We start from the raw sequence: 13124 nt of genomic DNA, 5'->3' as shown, positions 1-13124 counted from the left end.
GCGGGCTGTCAGGTGGCATTCTCCATCGGCTTGGCGGCCTATCTGGCAGTGTCGAACCGGCTGGTGGGCTTTGCCAATCGCAAGCTCGAGGCCAGACTGGCAGAGGGCAAAGAACACCCTGACCGTATCGCGGAACGACGCGGCGAGGCCTCGTTGCCCCGCCCCAAAGGGACGCTGGTGTGGTTTCACGCGGCCTCCGTCGGCGAGTCGTTGTCACTGCTCAACCTGATCGAACAGATGCTCGACGATTTTCCCGACCTCAACGTGCTGATGACCACCGGCACGCGGACTTCTGCCGATCTGATCCAGACCCGACTGCCGCCCCAGACCATCCACCAGTTTGTACCCCTTGATGCGCGTCCTTTCGTGCGCAAATTCCTCGCGCATTGGCAACCTGACATTGCCATCTGGACCGAAAGCGAACTGTGGCCCGCCCTCATCGCAGAGACGAAAAAACGCGGAACGCCGATGTTGCTGCTGAACGCGCGCATGTCGGAAAAGTCGCATAAGAAATGGCGGTGGTTGCCGGGCGCGGCCCGCGTACTTCTGGGCAGCTTCGACCGGATATTTGTGCAGGACGAGACGACCGCAAACTACTTCCGGAAACTTCGCGTTCAAGGCGACAAGATCGAAGTCACCGGCTCCCTCAAGGAAAGCGGCGGCGCGCTGCCTCACAACGAGGCTGAGCGGTTACGTCTGTCTGACCAATTGAAAACCCGACCCGTCTGGCTCGCCGCCTCGACACATGAGGGCGAAGAGGAACTGGCCGCCATAGCCCATGCGCAGGCGATCAAGGCGTCACACCGATTGCTCCTGATACTCGCCCCACGGCATCCGGAACGCGGACCGGACATTGCGGCAATGCTCAGGGATAGGGGATGGAATGTCTCGGTGCGATCAGAAGGCGCGGACCCGGAACCTGCCACCCAGATCTATCTGGCCGACACATTGGGCGAGATGGGGCTGTGGTACCGTGTGGCCCCTGTCACTTTCCTTGGCGGCTCGCTGGTCGAAATCGGTGGGCATAACCCCTACGAACCTGCAGCGCTTGGGTCAGCCATCGTGCATGGCCCCCATGTCGCAAGCGCGGAAGAAATATATGACCGGTTGGACACATCCGCGGCGGCCAAACAAGTGGTGACTGCGGAAGAGCTTGGCGAGGTAATCGTAGAGCTGTTGGAGCCCCACCGCGCCGCCGCCCTCGCCCATGCGGCTTGGGAGGTGACCTCTAGCGGTGCGGGCGCGACAGACCGCGCCCTGGCCGAAATCACCGAGATGATCGACCATGTCGAGGCGCAGCCATGAAGGCGCCCGGCTTCTGGTATCGCCCGCCCGGACTTGCTGCGCGGGCCTTGGCACCGCTTGGGGCGCTCTATGCGAACGTCACGGCGCGGAGGTTGGCCAAGGCGAATTCTCTTAAGCTTCCCGTGCCTGTGATCTGCGTCGGCAATATCAATGTCGGCGGCACCGGGAAAACCCCGACTGTCATCGCCCTTGCGCAGCGCCTGAAAGACCGCGGGATGTCGCCCCATATCGTATCGCGTGGGCATGGCGGGTCGCTGGAAGGACCGCTTCAGGTGTCCGAACAGAAGCACAGCGCGCAAGAGGTCGGAGACGAGCCGCTGCTGCTCGCGGCTTTTGCCCCCACGTGGATCGCGCGCGACCGCGCGGCAGGCGCGCAACAGGCCGTTGAGGCCGGGGCCGACGTCATTCTGCTGGATGACGGGCATCAAAACCCCTCGCTGCACAAAGACATCTCTATCGTCGTGGCCGATGCCGCTCGTGGTTTTGGCAACGAACGCGTCTTGCCAGCAGGCCCACTGCGCGAACCTGTTGACGTCGGCTTGGCGCGCGCCGATGCGCTCCTCAGTATTGGCGGCCCAAAGGCGCAGGGGCGGTTTGCCGGGCTGCACCATTTCCCGGATCGTTTGCCGCATATGACGGGCCAGCTCGTGCCGCTGGAGACGGGGATGGATTGGACCGATCTGCGCGTCTTGGCATTTGCCGGCATTGGCATGCCCGACAAGTTTTTCGCAACCGTCCGCGCCCTTGGGGCCGACATCGCCAAGTCAGAGCCGCTGGATGACCATCAGCAGCTATCCGACGCGCTGCTGACGCGTCTTGCGTCTGAGGCAACGTCTCTGGGCGCACAGCTTGTCACAACAGAAAAGGACGCGGTGCGTTTGCCCGCGTCCTTCAGATCACAAGTTCTAACGGTGCCGGTCAGGCTCCAAATTGACGATTGGGCCCCGTTGGACGCCCTGATCGACGCGCTCTAAAGCTTCGCGTCCAGCAACGCTTTCAGGTCGTCATAGGACATGTTGGATTCCAGCTTGCCGTCGATCACAAAGCTCGGGGTCGACCGCACGCCATCGGCTTGCGAGTTTTCCTGAAACACCGCCGTCATCGCGCGCGCCTTCTCACCATCTTGCAGGCACGCATCCAGCTGCGCGTCGGTCAAACCTGCCAACTTGCCCATCTTCTTCAGGTTTGCCGCGATCTGCGCAGGCTCACCTTGGGTCCAAGTGCGCTGGTTTTCATAAATCAGGTCGACCAACCCAAAGAACCGGTCCTCGCCACCGCACCGCGCCATCATGCCCGCCCAAAGACCCGGGCCGTCGAAATAGACCTCGCGATACACGAATTTCACCTTGCCGGTGTCGATGTAGTCCGCTTTCAGCTGCGGGAAGACATCTTTGTGGAACCGCTGGCAATGCGGGCAGGTGTAGGACGCGTATTCGATAAAGGTGATCGGCGCGTCCTCCGCACCTATCGTCATTTCCTTCACCATGGAGGTGTCAATATCAGACGTGGTTTGCGCCTGCGCAGAGCCAAGCTCTGTCACGCCGGGCGCGGCATCCCGGTTCATCACGAAGAAGCCGCCTATGGCGACGGCCACCACGGCAAGTCCTGCCAGCAGAAGGTTGCGGTTCATGTCAGTTCCCTTTCGATGCGCCTTTGCGCGACAAATAGTTCTGGCTCAGCGTTTCTAACGCGGCCTTCAATCCCTCGTTCTCAACGCCATCCGTCATCGCGGCGGAGGCGCGTTTGACCTCCTCGCTCACCGGCGGCTTCACCTCTTCGGGCGTGTCCTCAAACATAACGCGGCCTTCGTGGAACCCAACCGGCGCGGTCTGCGTGATAGCGACGCGGCTGATGGCGGAATAGCCGTAGCACGCGTTCACCCGCTCGCGTATCTGCGGCAGCTGCATCTGCACCAAAGGCGCATTCGGCCCGGTGGTCAGCACCGTCAGCACCGCCCCAAACCCGTCGCGCGAGTAGCCAATCTTCACCGGCGTCGCCATCTTGGACAGGTCGTCGCCCACAATCTCCGCCCAATGGGTCAGCAGCCGCATCACCGCAAAGCCGCGTTTTTCGCCCGCCGTTTTCACGCGGTTCTGGATCAGCCCCGACATGGACGCAAAGCCGCGGCCCCGACGGGTCGGGCTCTTGGTCTTGGGATATGTCTGCTTTGCGGCCATAGCACCCTTTTCAAGCGGCAGCTTTAGTCTACCCTTCAGGACAATGCGAGGCACTAAAAACCCAACACCAAGGAACATAAACTTTGCGTGAGACGCCAGACCCCCAAACGCTGCTCGACTGGTACGATGTGCATGCCCGCGCCATGCCGTGGCGCACGCCGCCCGCCGACAAGCAGGCCGGAATACGGCCGGACCCCTACCGCGTGTGGCTGTCTGAGATCATGCTGCAACAAACCACCGTGGCGGCGGTCAAAGACTACTTCGTCAAGTTCACCAGCATCTGGCCCACTGTCGCGGACCTCGCCGCGGCTGAAGATGCGGACGTCATGGCCGCGTGGGCGGGCCTCGGCTACTACGCCCGCGCCCGCAACCTGCTGAAATGCGCGCGCGCGGTTGTTGCCGATCACGGCGGCGCCTTCCCCGATACCGTGGAGGCGTTGCAAACCCTGCCTGGCATCGGCCCCTACACCTCTGCCGCAATTGCCTCCATCGCCTTCGACCGGCAGGCCACTGTGGTCGACGGCAATGTCGAACGCGTCATGTCGCGGCTCTACGCGGTCGAGGACCCGCTCCCCACCTCAAAGCCAGAGCTGACCAAGTTGGCCGCGGCGTTAACGCCCACGTCACGTCAGGGCGACTACAATCAGGCGGTGATGGATCTCGGTGCCACCATCTGCTCCCCCAAAAACCCGGCTTGCGGCATCTGCCCGTGGAAAGACCCCTGCAAGGCCCGCGCCCTAGGCACCGCGGCAGAGCTGCCGAAGAAGCTGCCCAAAAAGGTCAAACCCACCCGCAAGGGCATCGCTTATGTCGCCCGCCGCCCTGACGGCGCGTGGCTCCTTGAAACCCGTCCCGAGAAGGGGCTGTTGGGGGGTATGCTCGGTTGGCCCGGCTCTGATTGGAATGAAGACCCGCAACCCCACCCCCCGATTGAAACCCAATGGCAAGACACTGGTATGGAGGTGCGCCACACCTTCACGCATTTTCATCTCAAGCTTCAGGTCCTTACCAGTTGGGCCGAAACAGAGCCTGAACGCGGCCAATTTGTCCCCCACCCGCAGTTCAGCCCCGCCAGCCTGCCCACCGTTATGCGCAAGGTTTATGACGTTGCGTGTCATCACGTCACCCTGAATTGAGCGTAAGCCTTCGCTAAGCTATTGTGGCTAAGGAAAAAGCACCCAAGAGGACATCCCAGCCATGGCAACTCTGACATCACAGCAGGTCTCCAAGCTGCAAAACGCGGCACCCTTTTGGCTGGCGCTCGCGTTGATCCCGGTTGTCATGCTCGCTGCTATGCAGGGCGGCTGGTACATCGCTTTGATCCCACTTTTTGGCTGGGGTATGTTTTCGGTCCTCGACACATTCGTTGGCCTGAACACCAAGAACGCGGATTTGGAAACGCCCGAGGAAGAGCTGTTCTGGTACACGCTGGTCACCCTGATTTGGTTTCCGGTGCAATTCGTCACGATATTCGGCACCATGGCCTACGCGCTGAATGCCGATCATCTCTCGACCTCTGAAATCATCTGGCTATTCTTCGGCATCGGGGTCGTCACAGGCTCCGTCGGCATCAACTATTCCCACGAATTGATGCACCAGAAAAACCGCCTGGAACGCTGGCTGGCCGACCTGCTGCTGGCCTCGGTGCTCTACAGCCATTTCCGTTCAGAACATCTGCTCAATCATCACCGATACGTGGCCACGCCAAAAGACCCTGTAACAGCGCGATACAATGAAGGCTTCCATCGGTTCTTCCCCCGCGTGCTGCGCCAATGCGCCAAATCCGCGTGGGATGCCGAGGTAAAAATGCTCACCCGCAAGAGCCTGCCCGCCACAGATTTCTCCAACCCGTTCTGGCGCTACGCCGCGCTGCAATTGGCCTTCCTGATCATCGCCGCGCTTGTCGGCGGCTGGGCCGGCCTGGGCCTCTTTGTTTTCCAATCTTTCGTGGCGATCTGGCAGCTGGAACTGGTCAACTACATTGAGCATTACGGCCTGACCCGCAAACACCTGGGCGACGGCAAATACGAACACGTGCAGCCCCGCCACTCCTGGAACGCTGCGCAAAAGGCCTCCAACTGGTTCCTGATCAACCTGCAGCGCCACTCGGACCATCATTACAAACCCGACCGCCGCTTCCCGCTGCTGCAAACCTATACCGAGGCAGACGCCCCTCAGCTCCCCCACGGCTACCCGGTGATGACAATGGCCGCGATGGTGCCGCCACTCTTCCGGCGCATCATGAACCCGCGTGTGCGCAAATGGCGGGCAATGTATTACCCAGAGATCACCGATTGGTCGGCTTACAAAACGGCGACCAACCCAATGCCCCGCTAACCCTTTCCATGTTCGGAAATATCCTGAGGGGTTTGCCCGTGCGGCTGGGGAGCAAAGCTCCCCAAAGAGCACAATCAAACGAGCGTGCGCAGCACCCAATCAGGGATCGTCGCCGACCCTCACCAATTGCTTGCCGAAATTGCCGCCCTTCAGCAGTTCTATAAACGCCGCGGGGGCGTTCTCCAGCCCGTCAGTGACGCTTTCTTTCACCTTGATCGTGCCATTGCCAACCAGCGGCCCGACCTCCTTTTGGAATTGGCCCATCAGGTGGAAATGGTCGAAAATGATGAACCCCTGCACCCGCAGCCGCCGTGTCAGGATGTTGCGCCAAACCGCTGGCAGGGGCTGCGCCTCGGCAATGCCCTGACCGGAATACCACGAAATCGCGCCGCACAGGGCGATCCGCCCGCCCGTGTTCATCCGCGTCAGAACCGCCTCCAAGGTTTTGCCGCCAACATTCTCAAAATACACGTCCACCCCGTCTGGTGCCGCGGCTATCAAAGCCGCCGCCAGCTCTTTTGCATCCATCGCGCGGTGGTCCAGACAGATGTCATATCCCAACTCGGCCTCGGCAAAGGCGCATTTTTCCGGGCCGCCCGCAACGCCAATCACACGCATGCCCTTGGCCTTCGCCAGCTGACCCACCATGCCGCCCACAGCACCCGTCGCGGCCGAGACCACAATCGTCTCCCCCGCTTGCGCCGCCGCGATCTCGTTCAAGCCCACCCAGGCGGTGATCCCCGGCATCCCCAACGCACCCAACGCCGTCGAAATTGGGGCCACATCCGGGTTCACCTTCCGCACACCTTCCCCGTCCGAGATGGCATGTGTGGTCCAGCCAAACTGCGCGGTGACAATGTCGCCAACCGCAAATCCCGCATGGTTAGACACCAATACCTCTCCCACGGCCCCGCCTTCCATCACCCCACCAATCGCCACCGGCTCCGCATAGGATTTGGCGTCATCCATCCGCCCGCGCATGTAGGGGTCCAGCGACAGCCAGATCACCCGCACCAGAAATTCCCCCGCACCGGGGTCCGGCATAACCCGGTCCACCAAAGCGAAATTCTCAGGCACGGGGGAGCCGGTCGGGCGCGAGGCAAGGGTGATCGATTGGGCGGTGGTCATGGCAAATCCTCTTTCAATGCGCCCCAACCCTACCCCCATCCCACAGATAAAAAAATGCCCTGCCTCTCTTGGGAGAAGGCAGGGCTTAGGTATGTGCCGGCGACGATGGCCGCAGGCACGGGCGGTAACTGTTGAATTTCGAAAACGGCTTAGTTCATCTCCGCGCGGACTTGCTGGCGCAGCAGGTCAATCGGGACCTTCTTGCCGTCCTTTTTGTAGGCCCAGTAGGTCCAACCATTGCAGCTCGGCGCGCCTTCCAGCGCGGCCCCAACCTGATGGATAGAGCCTTTCACGTCGTCGCCAATCAGCGTGCCGTCGGCCCGCACCTTGGCCTTGTGACGCCCGTTCAGGGACCACAATTCTTCACCCGGCGACAGCATCCCTCGCTCCACCAGAACACCAAATGCCACCCGCGGCTCGGCCCGTTTCGATTGCGTCACTTCCAGCGAGGACCGGTCAAACTTGCGCACGTCCTTCAGCCGCTTCTCAGCAACCTCGCGATAGGCTTTCTCCCGCTCGATCCCGATAAAGTTGCGCCCCAGCTTCTTGGCCACGGCCCCGGTGGTGCCGGTCCCAAAGAACGGATCCAGCACAACGTCGCCCGGGTTGGTCGTCGCCACCAGCACGCGGTGCAACAAGGATTCGGGTTTCTGCGTCGGATGGGCTTTGTCGCCATCCTCATTTTTCAGACGCTCATGCCCGGTGCAAATCGGCAGAACCCAGTCGGACCGCATCTGCACACCCTCGTTCAGCGCCTTCAGCGCTTCGTAGTTAAACGTGTATTTCGACCCTTCCGACTTGGACGCCCAAATCAGCGTTTCATGCGCGTTGGTCAGCCGTTTGCCGCGGAAGTTGGGCATCGGGTTCGACTTGCGCCACACCACGTCGTTCAGCATCCAGAACCCTTGGTTCTGCAGCTCGTGGCCGACGCGGAAAATGTTGTGGTAGGACCCGATCACCCAAATCGCGCCGTTGGGTTTCAACAGCCGCTTGGCGGCCTTCAGCCAGGCTTGGGTAAACTCGTCGTAACGTTTGAAGCTGGCAAACTGGTCCCAGTCATTGTCGACCGCGTCCACTTTGGAATTGTCCGGGCGATGCAGGTCGCCGCGCAGCTGCAGGTTGTAAGGAGGGTCGGCAAAGATCAGGTCGACAGACGCCTCCGGCAGGCTGTTCATAGCCTCGATGCAGTCGCCATCCATGATCGTGTTCAGCGGCAACGCTTCATGCGTCACCTTGGTGAGTTTTCCCATCGTCTGCCCCGAATGTAGCGCCTTGGTGGCGTCTGTTCATTTGTTGGGTACAGGATGATTCAAACCGATTCGCCAGTCAAAAACTATAAGTTTCAATTACTTACAAAAAATCATCGACACAAGATATTGTGGACCGGTTTGTAGGAACGCCGATGATGTGGTGTTACGCCGTGTTGCTCTAATGCACTGATATGCTCTTTGGTCGGGTAGCCCATATTTTTGCCCCAATTGTAGGCGGGGTATTGTTGCGCCAATGCACTCATGATCCGGTCCCGGGTGACTTTCGCCAATATCGACGCCGCCGCAATCGACTGGGATCGCGCGTCGCCCTTTACCAACGGGGTGGAAGGGTGCGCCAAATCGGCGGGCACCCGGTTGCCGTCGACCAGAACGTGGCCGACGCCCTCGATCCCCGCAACCGCGCGGCACATCGCCAGATGCGAGGCGTGGTAGATGTTCAACGCGTCGATCTCCTCGACACTGGCCTCGGCGATGCAAAACTCTGTCCGCGCGCAAATCTCGTCAAACAGGGCCTCGCGCTTTTTCGCGGTCAGCTTCTTGGAATCGTTCAACCCGTCAGGGATGTCGGACGGGTTCAACACAACCGCCGCCGCCACCACCGGCCCTGACAACGGTCCGCGCCCGGCTTCATCCACCCCGGCCACACCGGAGACACCATCCGCGATCAAAGCCGCCTCAAATGAAAAATCTGGTCCCATAGGCCGTTCAAACACCGGCCAGCCCGGAAACGCAAAGAGAAAGGGGGCGACCTTGGCGGCCACCCCCAACTGCTCGGCCTCGTTATAGCTCAAGCGCGCCACCCTTGGTTGCGCAGGCACCGCTTGGCATAGAAGTAGCGCGGGCCGCTATTGGTCTTGTTCTGGCGCAGGCATTTCTGCGGAAGCTGGGCATTGGCATGACGCTGCATGCACCGCGCGCCGTACACCTCCCGTTGGCCGCGATGGGTCCAGGTTTCCCGTATGCAGCGCTGCGGAGCGACTTTGTATTGGCGCACAGGCGATCGATGCTGATGTTTGCGCGGGCCGTTGCCAAAGCTGTCATAGGTGCGCGTGACCGTCTGGCGCGACTGTTTGTTCTGTTTGACCTGATTGGCAATCGCGCCCAGCACCACCAGACCGGCGATGACCTTCAGGACATCTTCATCGGCTTGGGCAGGCGCGGTCGTCGCGGTCAGCGAGGTGGCAGCAAGTGAGACGCTCAATATGCTTGCAAGAAAAGTGCGTTTCATGGGGTCTTCCTTTCGGGCTAGATCAGGTTTCAGGTGCGGCCGTCTTGACCGGACACCACAAATCTGGCCGCCGTGCTGGCGCTAAACAATTTCACCACGCCGCTACCGGCTAACGGGCGTTTGTTATTGAATAACCGGCGGCTCTGACCCCATGTGAGCCTCATGAAACATCGCATCACATATCTGGCCGCGCTTATGTTCGCGGCGTCGATCAGCAGCGCGCATGCCGCGTGCTACGCTGACTACAAAGCCAAGAAGGACAACCCGTTGCAGCTGCATTACGGGGTGATCCAGGTTGCAGACAGCGTCTGCGCCGGGCAATCCAGCGCCGCCGCTGCTATCGCGCCGCGGCTTGCCAATCAGGGCTGGACCCTGCTCAATGTGCTCAGCGTGTTTGACGACAATGGCCTAGCAGGAAGGAAAGCCAGTGCGGGACAGTACTATCTCCGCTTCTAAGCTGACGCCTGCGAGGGTGATCGTCATTGGCGTTGCCGCAATTGTCGCGATTCTGATGGTGGCCGCGCTGGTCCTGTTTCTGAACCTGCCCGACGCCAACGCATTCAACATGCGGGTCGAACGGCTCTTCGTTGAAAACGACACGTTAACGGGCGAGGCCGAGATCAAGCTGCTCGAAATCCTCGCAGGCTCAGGCACCGCATTTTCCGAGACCTTGGCTTCTTACCGCTTCATCATCTTCGTCTTGATGGTGTTTGCAACCGCGCTGCTGATCGCCACCCTGGTGTCTCTTGTGTCTTTGGTGGGCCTCGCCCGCCGCATGGCAGAGGTCGAAAAATCCGGCATTCAGGTCAACACGCTCACCGTGCATCGCGGCGAACGCATCGTGCAGATCAACGACATGGAGTTCAAACTGACCGAGGCCGCTTTGGAAACGCTGTCAGTTCTGGCCGAGGCTCGTATCGACGATGACATCTTGTCGGGCGTCGAGATTGAAAGCGTGATCACCGGCAAGCCTCAGCTCGAGTGCGACGAGGCCGCCGGCGCCGTCCGCATCAAACGCCTCCGCGACCACTTGGGCAACCAGATGATGAGCGAACTTCTGATCAAGAACATCGCCCGCAAAGGGTACGTGTTGGCGGTCGAACCCGCCTCAATCCGCATGGACTGAGCCGCCGTTAACCCCTTTTGTCACGACCCGCTGTCGGTACGGGGTGTGTACAGTGTGTGTACACCCCGTGTACGCGGTTTTTCGCCCCCTCAGCCCGTTAACCATCCCCAGAAACTGGCGACCCCGGCAGGATTCGAACCTGCAACCTGCCCCTTAGGAGGGAGTTATTCATGTTATTATTCCTATTTTGATTTCAGTTATTTACTATTATTTTTGGCTCTCGAATGTACGAGTTTTGTGCGAAACAGCGCTCTTATCTCTGCTTCATCGGTCTCGGAATGGGCATACACCCTCAACGGCAAAGACACGTCAGACCAACGACCAGCCTCAGCAGCGGTTACTGGGTCCACTCCCTGTCGCACAACTAGTTCGGTATAGAATCCATGTCTGCCAGCCGCATGGGCCGAAAGATAAGGTATACCAGCGGCTTTGCAGATCGTCTTCCAACGCCCGTTGTAACCGGTCGAACTCCCGTAACCGAACAAGCGTTCTTCCATGAATCCACCGGTCTTCCGATTTTTTGGCCGTTTGGGCTTCAACGCCGTGATCTCCTCCATCATCTCTGGACTGACGGCGACCAGGCATTTGGGATGACCTTTTTGGGCTTTCAGGCTAACCGCAAGCGAGTCCGGGAAGACTTCCGCAGGTTTCACAGAGACAGCCTGATCTATCCTTGCGGCTGTTTCAAACATGAAGCGAACAAGTGCTGCATTATAGGGGTCAGCCTCCCGACAGAATGCTTCAATCCACTCTCTTGTTGCTGGGACTCGCTTTACGCGGCTTGTTTTCCCGCGCCTGGTGTCCTGAGCGACAACTTCGCTTGTTTTGAAGGCTCGAACTTTCAGATAAGGTGTTCTCTTCAGTTCGTGGGCATTGTTAACAACTGCACGGACTGGTGTGATTATCTCCCGCAACCATGTATCGGCAGACACGTCTGGCATTAGCTTGGGACCCAAGCTTTTGAGAAAAGCGCCGGTGATGTCGGATAATGGCTTCTCTCCGATTTCGTCGAGCAACTTCTCTATTCGAGCGGCAGTCTTCGGGTCAGGGTCATAGAGCTCGAGGGCATCCAGGAACCTGAGAGCTTTGTCTTCTCCAACAAGATGCTTTCGGATTTGGTATTCCGTTTCCTGAGCTATCCAGTCCCGCGCGCCAGCTTCAGTAGTCGACTCCGTGCTTTTTCGATATGGACCGGCGATCGGGCGGCCGTTGTATTCGATCCAACCGACCGCATAGAAGATCCGGTCCCTTTTCCTCGGTTCGAGCGGCAATGGTTGCCCTCCTTCAAAATTGTATCGATTTGGGCCGCCGTGATGATCATTGCGTTGCCAAGCTTGTGGCAGGCACCAATCCGGTTTGCGACGGCCCGAAGTGTTCGTTCAGTTACGTCGATTTCTCGTTCTTTGAGGAGATCGACCCACTGCTTTGGCGTCAGACCAGTATCCAACACCTCAGATCCAAGGCGTTCAGGTACAGTCATCGGAACTCTCCGATTGTTTTCGACCACCTAACGGGCTCTTTGGCACAACCATCCTGCGTTCGATGAACTCCTCAAGAGCTCCGTCAGGAACAAAGAACCGCTGTTTCAGCTTCAGGTGGCGCAACTCATTCGTTGCGATCAGACTCCGAATTGTCTTTTCCGGCCAACCCGAAGCATTTGCCAATTCTCGCGGTGTAGAGAATCCTTCCAAAAGAGCCTCCATTTTCTTGGCGTCTTGGGAACGAACCGCTACAGTTGGGAATGAAGCGGAAGATTCGACCCTTGGTCGCTGATTCTGGTAACAATTGATACCATAAGGTAACGATGAGCAGCCTGCAAGAGCGATTGTCGTCGATAAGAAAAGCAACTGGCATGTCCCAAGCCGCCTTTGGCGCAGACCTTGGGCTGTCTGATCGAGCCTACAAGAATTACGAGCTCGGCATCCGGGAACTTCCGTTAGCAGTGGCCTTGGAAATCTCGGAAAAATACGACGCGAATATCGCTTGGCTGCTTACAGGCGATGGCGCCAAATCAGGGCTAGAAGTGCGGGATGCTATCAAAGCTGCCGTTATAGCAGTCCGGGAACACTTTATTGCAGAAGACGAGATTCCGAGCCCCGACTATGAATCCGACGTCGTTCTTTACGTCTTCGACGAAATACTTCGCGAAGGCGGCCTGAACGTCTCGCGCATGGACGCATACTTTAAAACATTGAGGAAAGACCCAAAATGAGAAACCCATTCATCGAGCAGGCACGCAAGATCGTCGCCCAAGCACACGCGAATGCTAATGCAAATCGGCTCAACTTGGCGAGGACGCGCTGTTTTCAGTTTGCGCTGTCGGCATGCTTCGCAGCTGGTCTGAGCTGGATCGGTTTTGGCGTCATGTTCTTGATCGTTGGATCAGAAATTGGAGCTGCAACTTTCGCTGGGTCAACGATTTTGGCATTTTTCGTCGCTTGGACCGCCACTCTTTGTATGTCTTTTACTGCGCGGCCATCTTTGAATATTTCGGGATGACTGTTCCGCCCCATAGATCTGTTGCACACAAGCGACCAAGTAACTCGCTGAAG

At 59.0% G+C, this 13124-nt stretch carries 15 protein-coding genes; 8 read left to right on the top strand and 7 right to left on the bottom strand.

Annotation, left to right across the window (positions count from 1 at the left end; genetic code table 11):
- Positions 1 to 12 precede the first annotated feature (12 nt).
- Positions 13 to 1305, top strand: a complete 1293-nt coding sequence (locus Q0899_RS14280; RefSeq protein WP_298361232.1) for a 3-deoxy-D-manno-octulosonic acid transferase — start codon at positions 13 to 15, stop codon at positions 1303 to 1305.
- Entirely contained in the window at positions 1302 to 2279 is a 978-nt protein-coding gene (lpxK, locus tag Q0899_RS14275; RefSeq protein WP_299193629.1) for a tetraacyldisaccharide 4'-kinase, read from the top strand. Before Q0899_RS14280 ends, lpxK begins: the two co-directional genes overlap by 4 nt.
- Here the strand turns inward: lpxK and Q0899_RS14270 are convergent.
- Positions 2276 to 2935, bottom strand: a complete 660-nt coding sequence (locus tag Q0899_RS14270; protein WP_298295079.1) for a DsbA family protein — start codon at positions 2933 to 2935, stop codon at positions 2276 to 2278. The genes lpxK and Q0899_RS14270 overlap by 4 nt on opposite strands.
- Before the next feature lies 1 nt (position 2936).
- Complete coding sequence (locus Q0899_RS14265; RefSeq protein ID WP_298295077.1) at positions 2937 to 3482, bottom strand: DciA family protein; 546 nt, start codon at positions 3480 to 3482, stop codon at positions 2937 to 2939.
- 83 nt (positions 3483 to 3565) lie between these two features.
- On the opposite strand from Q0899_RS14265, the gene mutY reads away from it, so the two are divergent.
- Together mutY and Q0899_RS14255 are read left to right on the top strand one after the other, a co-directional pair.
- A complete protein-coding gene (gene mutY, locus Q0899_RS14260) occupies positions 3566 to 4618 on the top strand; it encodes an A/G-specific adenine glycosylase (protein WP_298295075.1) in 1053 nt (350 codons plus the stop codon).
- Between the two features lie 61 nt (positions 4619 to 4679).
- Complete coding sequence (locus Q0899_RS14255; RefSeq protein WP_299193626.1) at positions 4680 to 5819, top strand: alkane 1-monooxygenase; 1140 nt, start codon at positions 4680 to 4682, stop codon at positions 5817 to 5819.
- 99 nt (positions 5820 to 5918) lie between these two features.
- On the opposite strand, the gene Q0899_RS14250 is transcribed toward Q0899_RS14255, so the two are convergent.
- The 4 genes from Q0899_RS14250 to Q0899_RS14235 form a co-directional block, all read right to left on the bottom strand.
- The gene (locus Q0899_RS14250) at positions 5919 to 6947 is read right to left on the bottom strand and encodes an NADP-dependent oxidoreductase (RefSeq protein WP_299193624.1); all 1029 of its coding nucleotides are present in this window, start codon (positions 6945 to 6947) and stop codon (positions 5919 to 5921) included.
- 149 nt (positions 6948 to 7096) lie between these two features.
- Positions 7097 to 8197: a site-specific DNA-methyltransferase gene (locus tag Q0899_RS14245; RefSeq protein WP_298295069.1), complete on the bottom strand. Its 1101-nt coding sequence runs from the start codon at positions 8195 to 8197 to the stop codon at positions 7097 to 7099.
- A gap of 110 nt (positions 8198 to 8307) precedes the next feature.
- On the bottom strand, positions 8308 to 8916 hold the full coding sequence (locus tag Q0899_RS14240) for a ribonuclease HII (RefSeq protein ID WP_299195382.1): 609 nt from the start codon (positions 8914 to 8916) through the stop codon (positions 8308 to 8310).
- Between the two features lie 89 nt (positions 8917 to 9005).
- Complete coding sequence (locus tag Q0899_RS14235) at positions 9006 to 9446, bottom strand: hypothetical protein (RefSeq protein WP_299193622.1); 441 nt, start codon at positions 9444 to 9446, stop codon at positions 9006 to 9008.
- 162 nt (positions 9447 to 9608) lie between these two features.
- Between Q0899_RS14235 and Q0899_RS14230 the strand changes: the two genes are divergently transcribed.
- Positions 9609 to 9902, top strand: coding sequence for a hypothetical protein (locus Q0899_RS14230; protein WP_298361217.1), 294 nt, complete (start codon positions 9609 to 9611; stop codon positions 9900 to 9902).
- Positions 9874 to 10572 (top strand): hypothetical protein, encoded by a 699-nt coding sequence (locus tag Q0899_RS14225; RefSeq protein WP_298361215.1) that lies wholly within the window; start codon positions 9874 to 9876, stop codon positions 10570 to 10572. Before Q0899_RS14230 ends, Q0899_RS14225 begins: the two co-directional genes overlap by 29 nt.
- A 197-nt stretch (positions 10573 to 10769) precedes the next feature.
- On the opposite strand, the gene Q0899_RS14220 is transcribed toward Q0899_RS14225, so the two are convergent.
- Positions 10770 to 11843, bottom strand: coding sequence for a tyrosine-type recombinase/integrase (locus tag Q0899_RS14220; RefSeq protein WP_299193619.1), 1074 nt, complete (start codon positions 11841 to 11843; stop codon positions 10770 to 10772).
- A gap of 533 nt (positions 11844 to 12376) precedes the next feature.
- Here Q0899_RS14220 and Q0899_RS14215 point away from each other — a divergent pair.
- Together Q0899_RS14215 and Q0899_RS14210 are read left to right on the top strand one after the other, a co-directional pair.
- The gene (locus Q0899_RS14215) at positions 12377 to 12784 is read left to right on the top strand and encodes a helix-turn-helix transcriptional regulator (protein WP_299193617.1); all 408 of its coding nucleotides are present in this window, start codon (positions 12377 to 12379) and stop codon (positions 12782 to 12784) included.
- Positions 12781 to 13071 (top strand): hypothetical protein, encoded by a 291-nt coding sequence (locus tag Q0899_RS14210; protein WP_299193615.1) that lies wholly within the window; start codon positions 12781 to 12783, stop codon positions 13069 to 13071. Before Q0899_RS14215 ends, Q0899_RS14210 begins: the two co-directional genes overlap by 4 nt.
- Positions 13072 to 13124: the final 53 nt, after the last annotated feature.

It is taken from the genome of uncultured Litoreibacter sp., from assembly GCF_947501785.1.
Lineage (GTDB): Bacteria > Pseudomonadota > Alphaproteobacteria > Rhodobacterales > Rhodobacteraceae > Litoreibacter.
Note: the sequence above shows the minus strand (reverse complement) of the source record. Positions and strands in the feature narration are given on the sequence as shown.

Excerpts from the sequence above, each read along its gene's own strand:
- lpxK (WP_299193629.1), top strand. The coding sequence starts at position 1,302 with ATGAAGGCGCCCGGCTTCTGGTATCGCCCGCCCGGACTTGCTGCGCGG.
- Q0899_RS14270 (WP_298295079.1), bottom strand. The coding sequence starts at position 2,935 with ATGAACCGCAACCTTCTGCTGGCAGGACTTGCCGTGGTGGCCGTCGCC.
- Q0899_RS14265 (WP_298295077.1), bottom strand. The coding sequence starts at position 3,482 with ATGGCCGCAAAGCAGACATATCCCAAGACCAAGAGCCCGACCCGTCGG.
- Q0899_RS14255 (WP_299193626.1), top strand. The coding sequence starts at position 4,680 with ATGGCAACTCTGACATCACAGCAGGTCTCCAAGCTGCAAAACGCGGCA.
- Q0899_RS14250 (WP_299193624.1), bottom strand. The coding sequence starts at position 6,947 with ATGACCACCGCCCAATCGATCACCCTTGCCTCGCGCCCGACCGGCTCC.
- Q0899_RS14245 (WP_298295069.1), bottom strand. The coding sequence starts at position 8,197 with ATGGGAAAACTCACCAAGGTGACGCATGAAGCGTTGCCGCTGAACACG.
- Q0899_RS14240 (WP_299195382.1), bottom strand. The coding sequence starts at position 8,916 with ATGGGACCAGATTTTTCATTTGAGGCGGCTTTGATCGCGGATGGTGTC.
- Q0899_RS14235 (WP_299193622.1), bottom strand. The coding sequence starts at position 9,446 with ATGAAACGCACTTTTCTTGCAAGCATATTGAGCGTCTCACTTGCTGCC.
- Q0899_RS14230 (WP_298361217.1), top strand. The coding sequence starts at position 9,609 with ATGAAACATCGCATCACATATCTGGCCGCGCTTATGTTCGCGGCGTCG.
- Q0899_RS14215 (WP_299193617.1), top strand. The coding sequence starts at position 12,377 with ATGAGCAGCCTGCAAGAGCGATTGTCGTCGATAAGAAAAGCAACTGGC.
- Q0899_RS14210 (WP_299193615.1), top strand. The coding sequence starts at position 12,781 with ATGAGAAACCCATTCATCGAGCAGGCACGCAAGATCGTCGCCCAAGCA.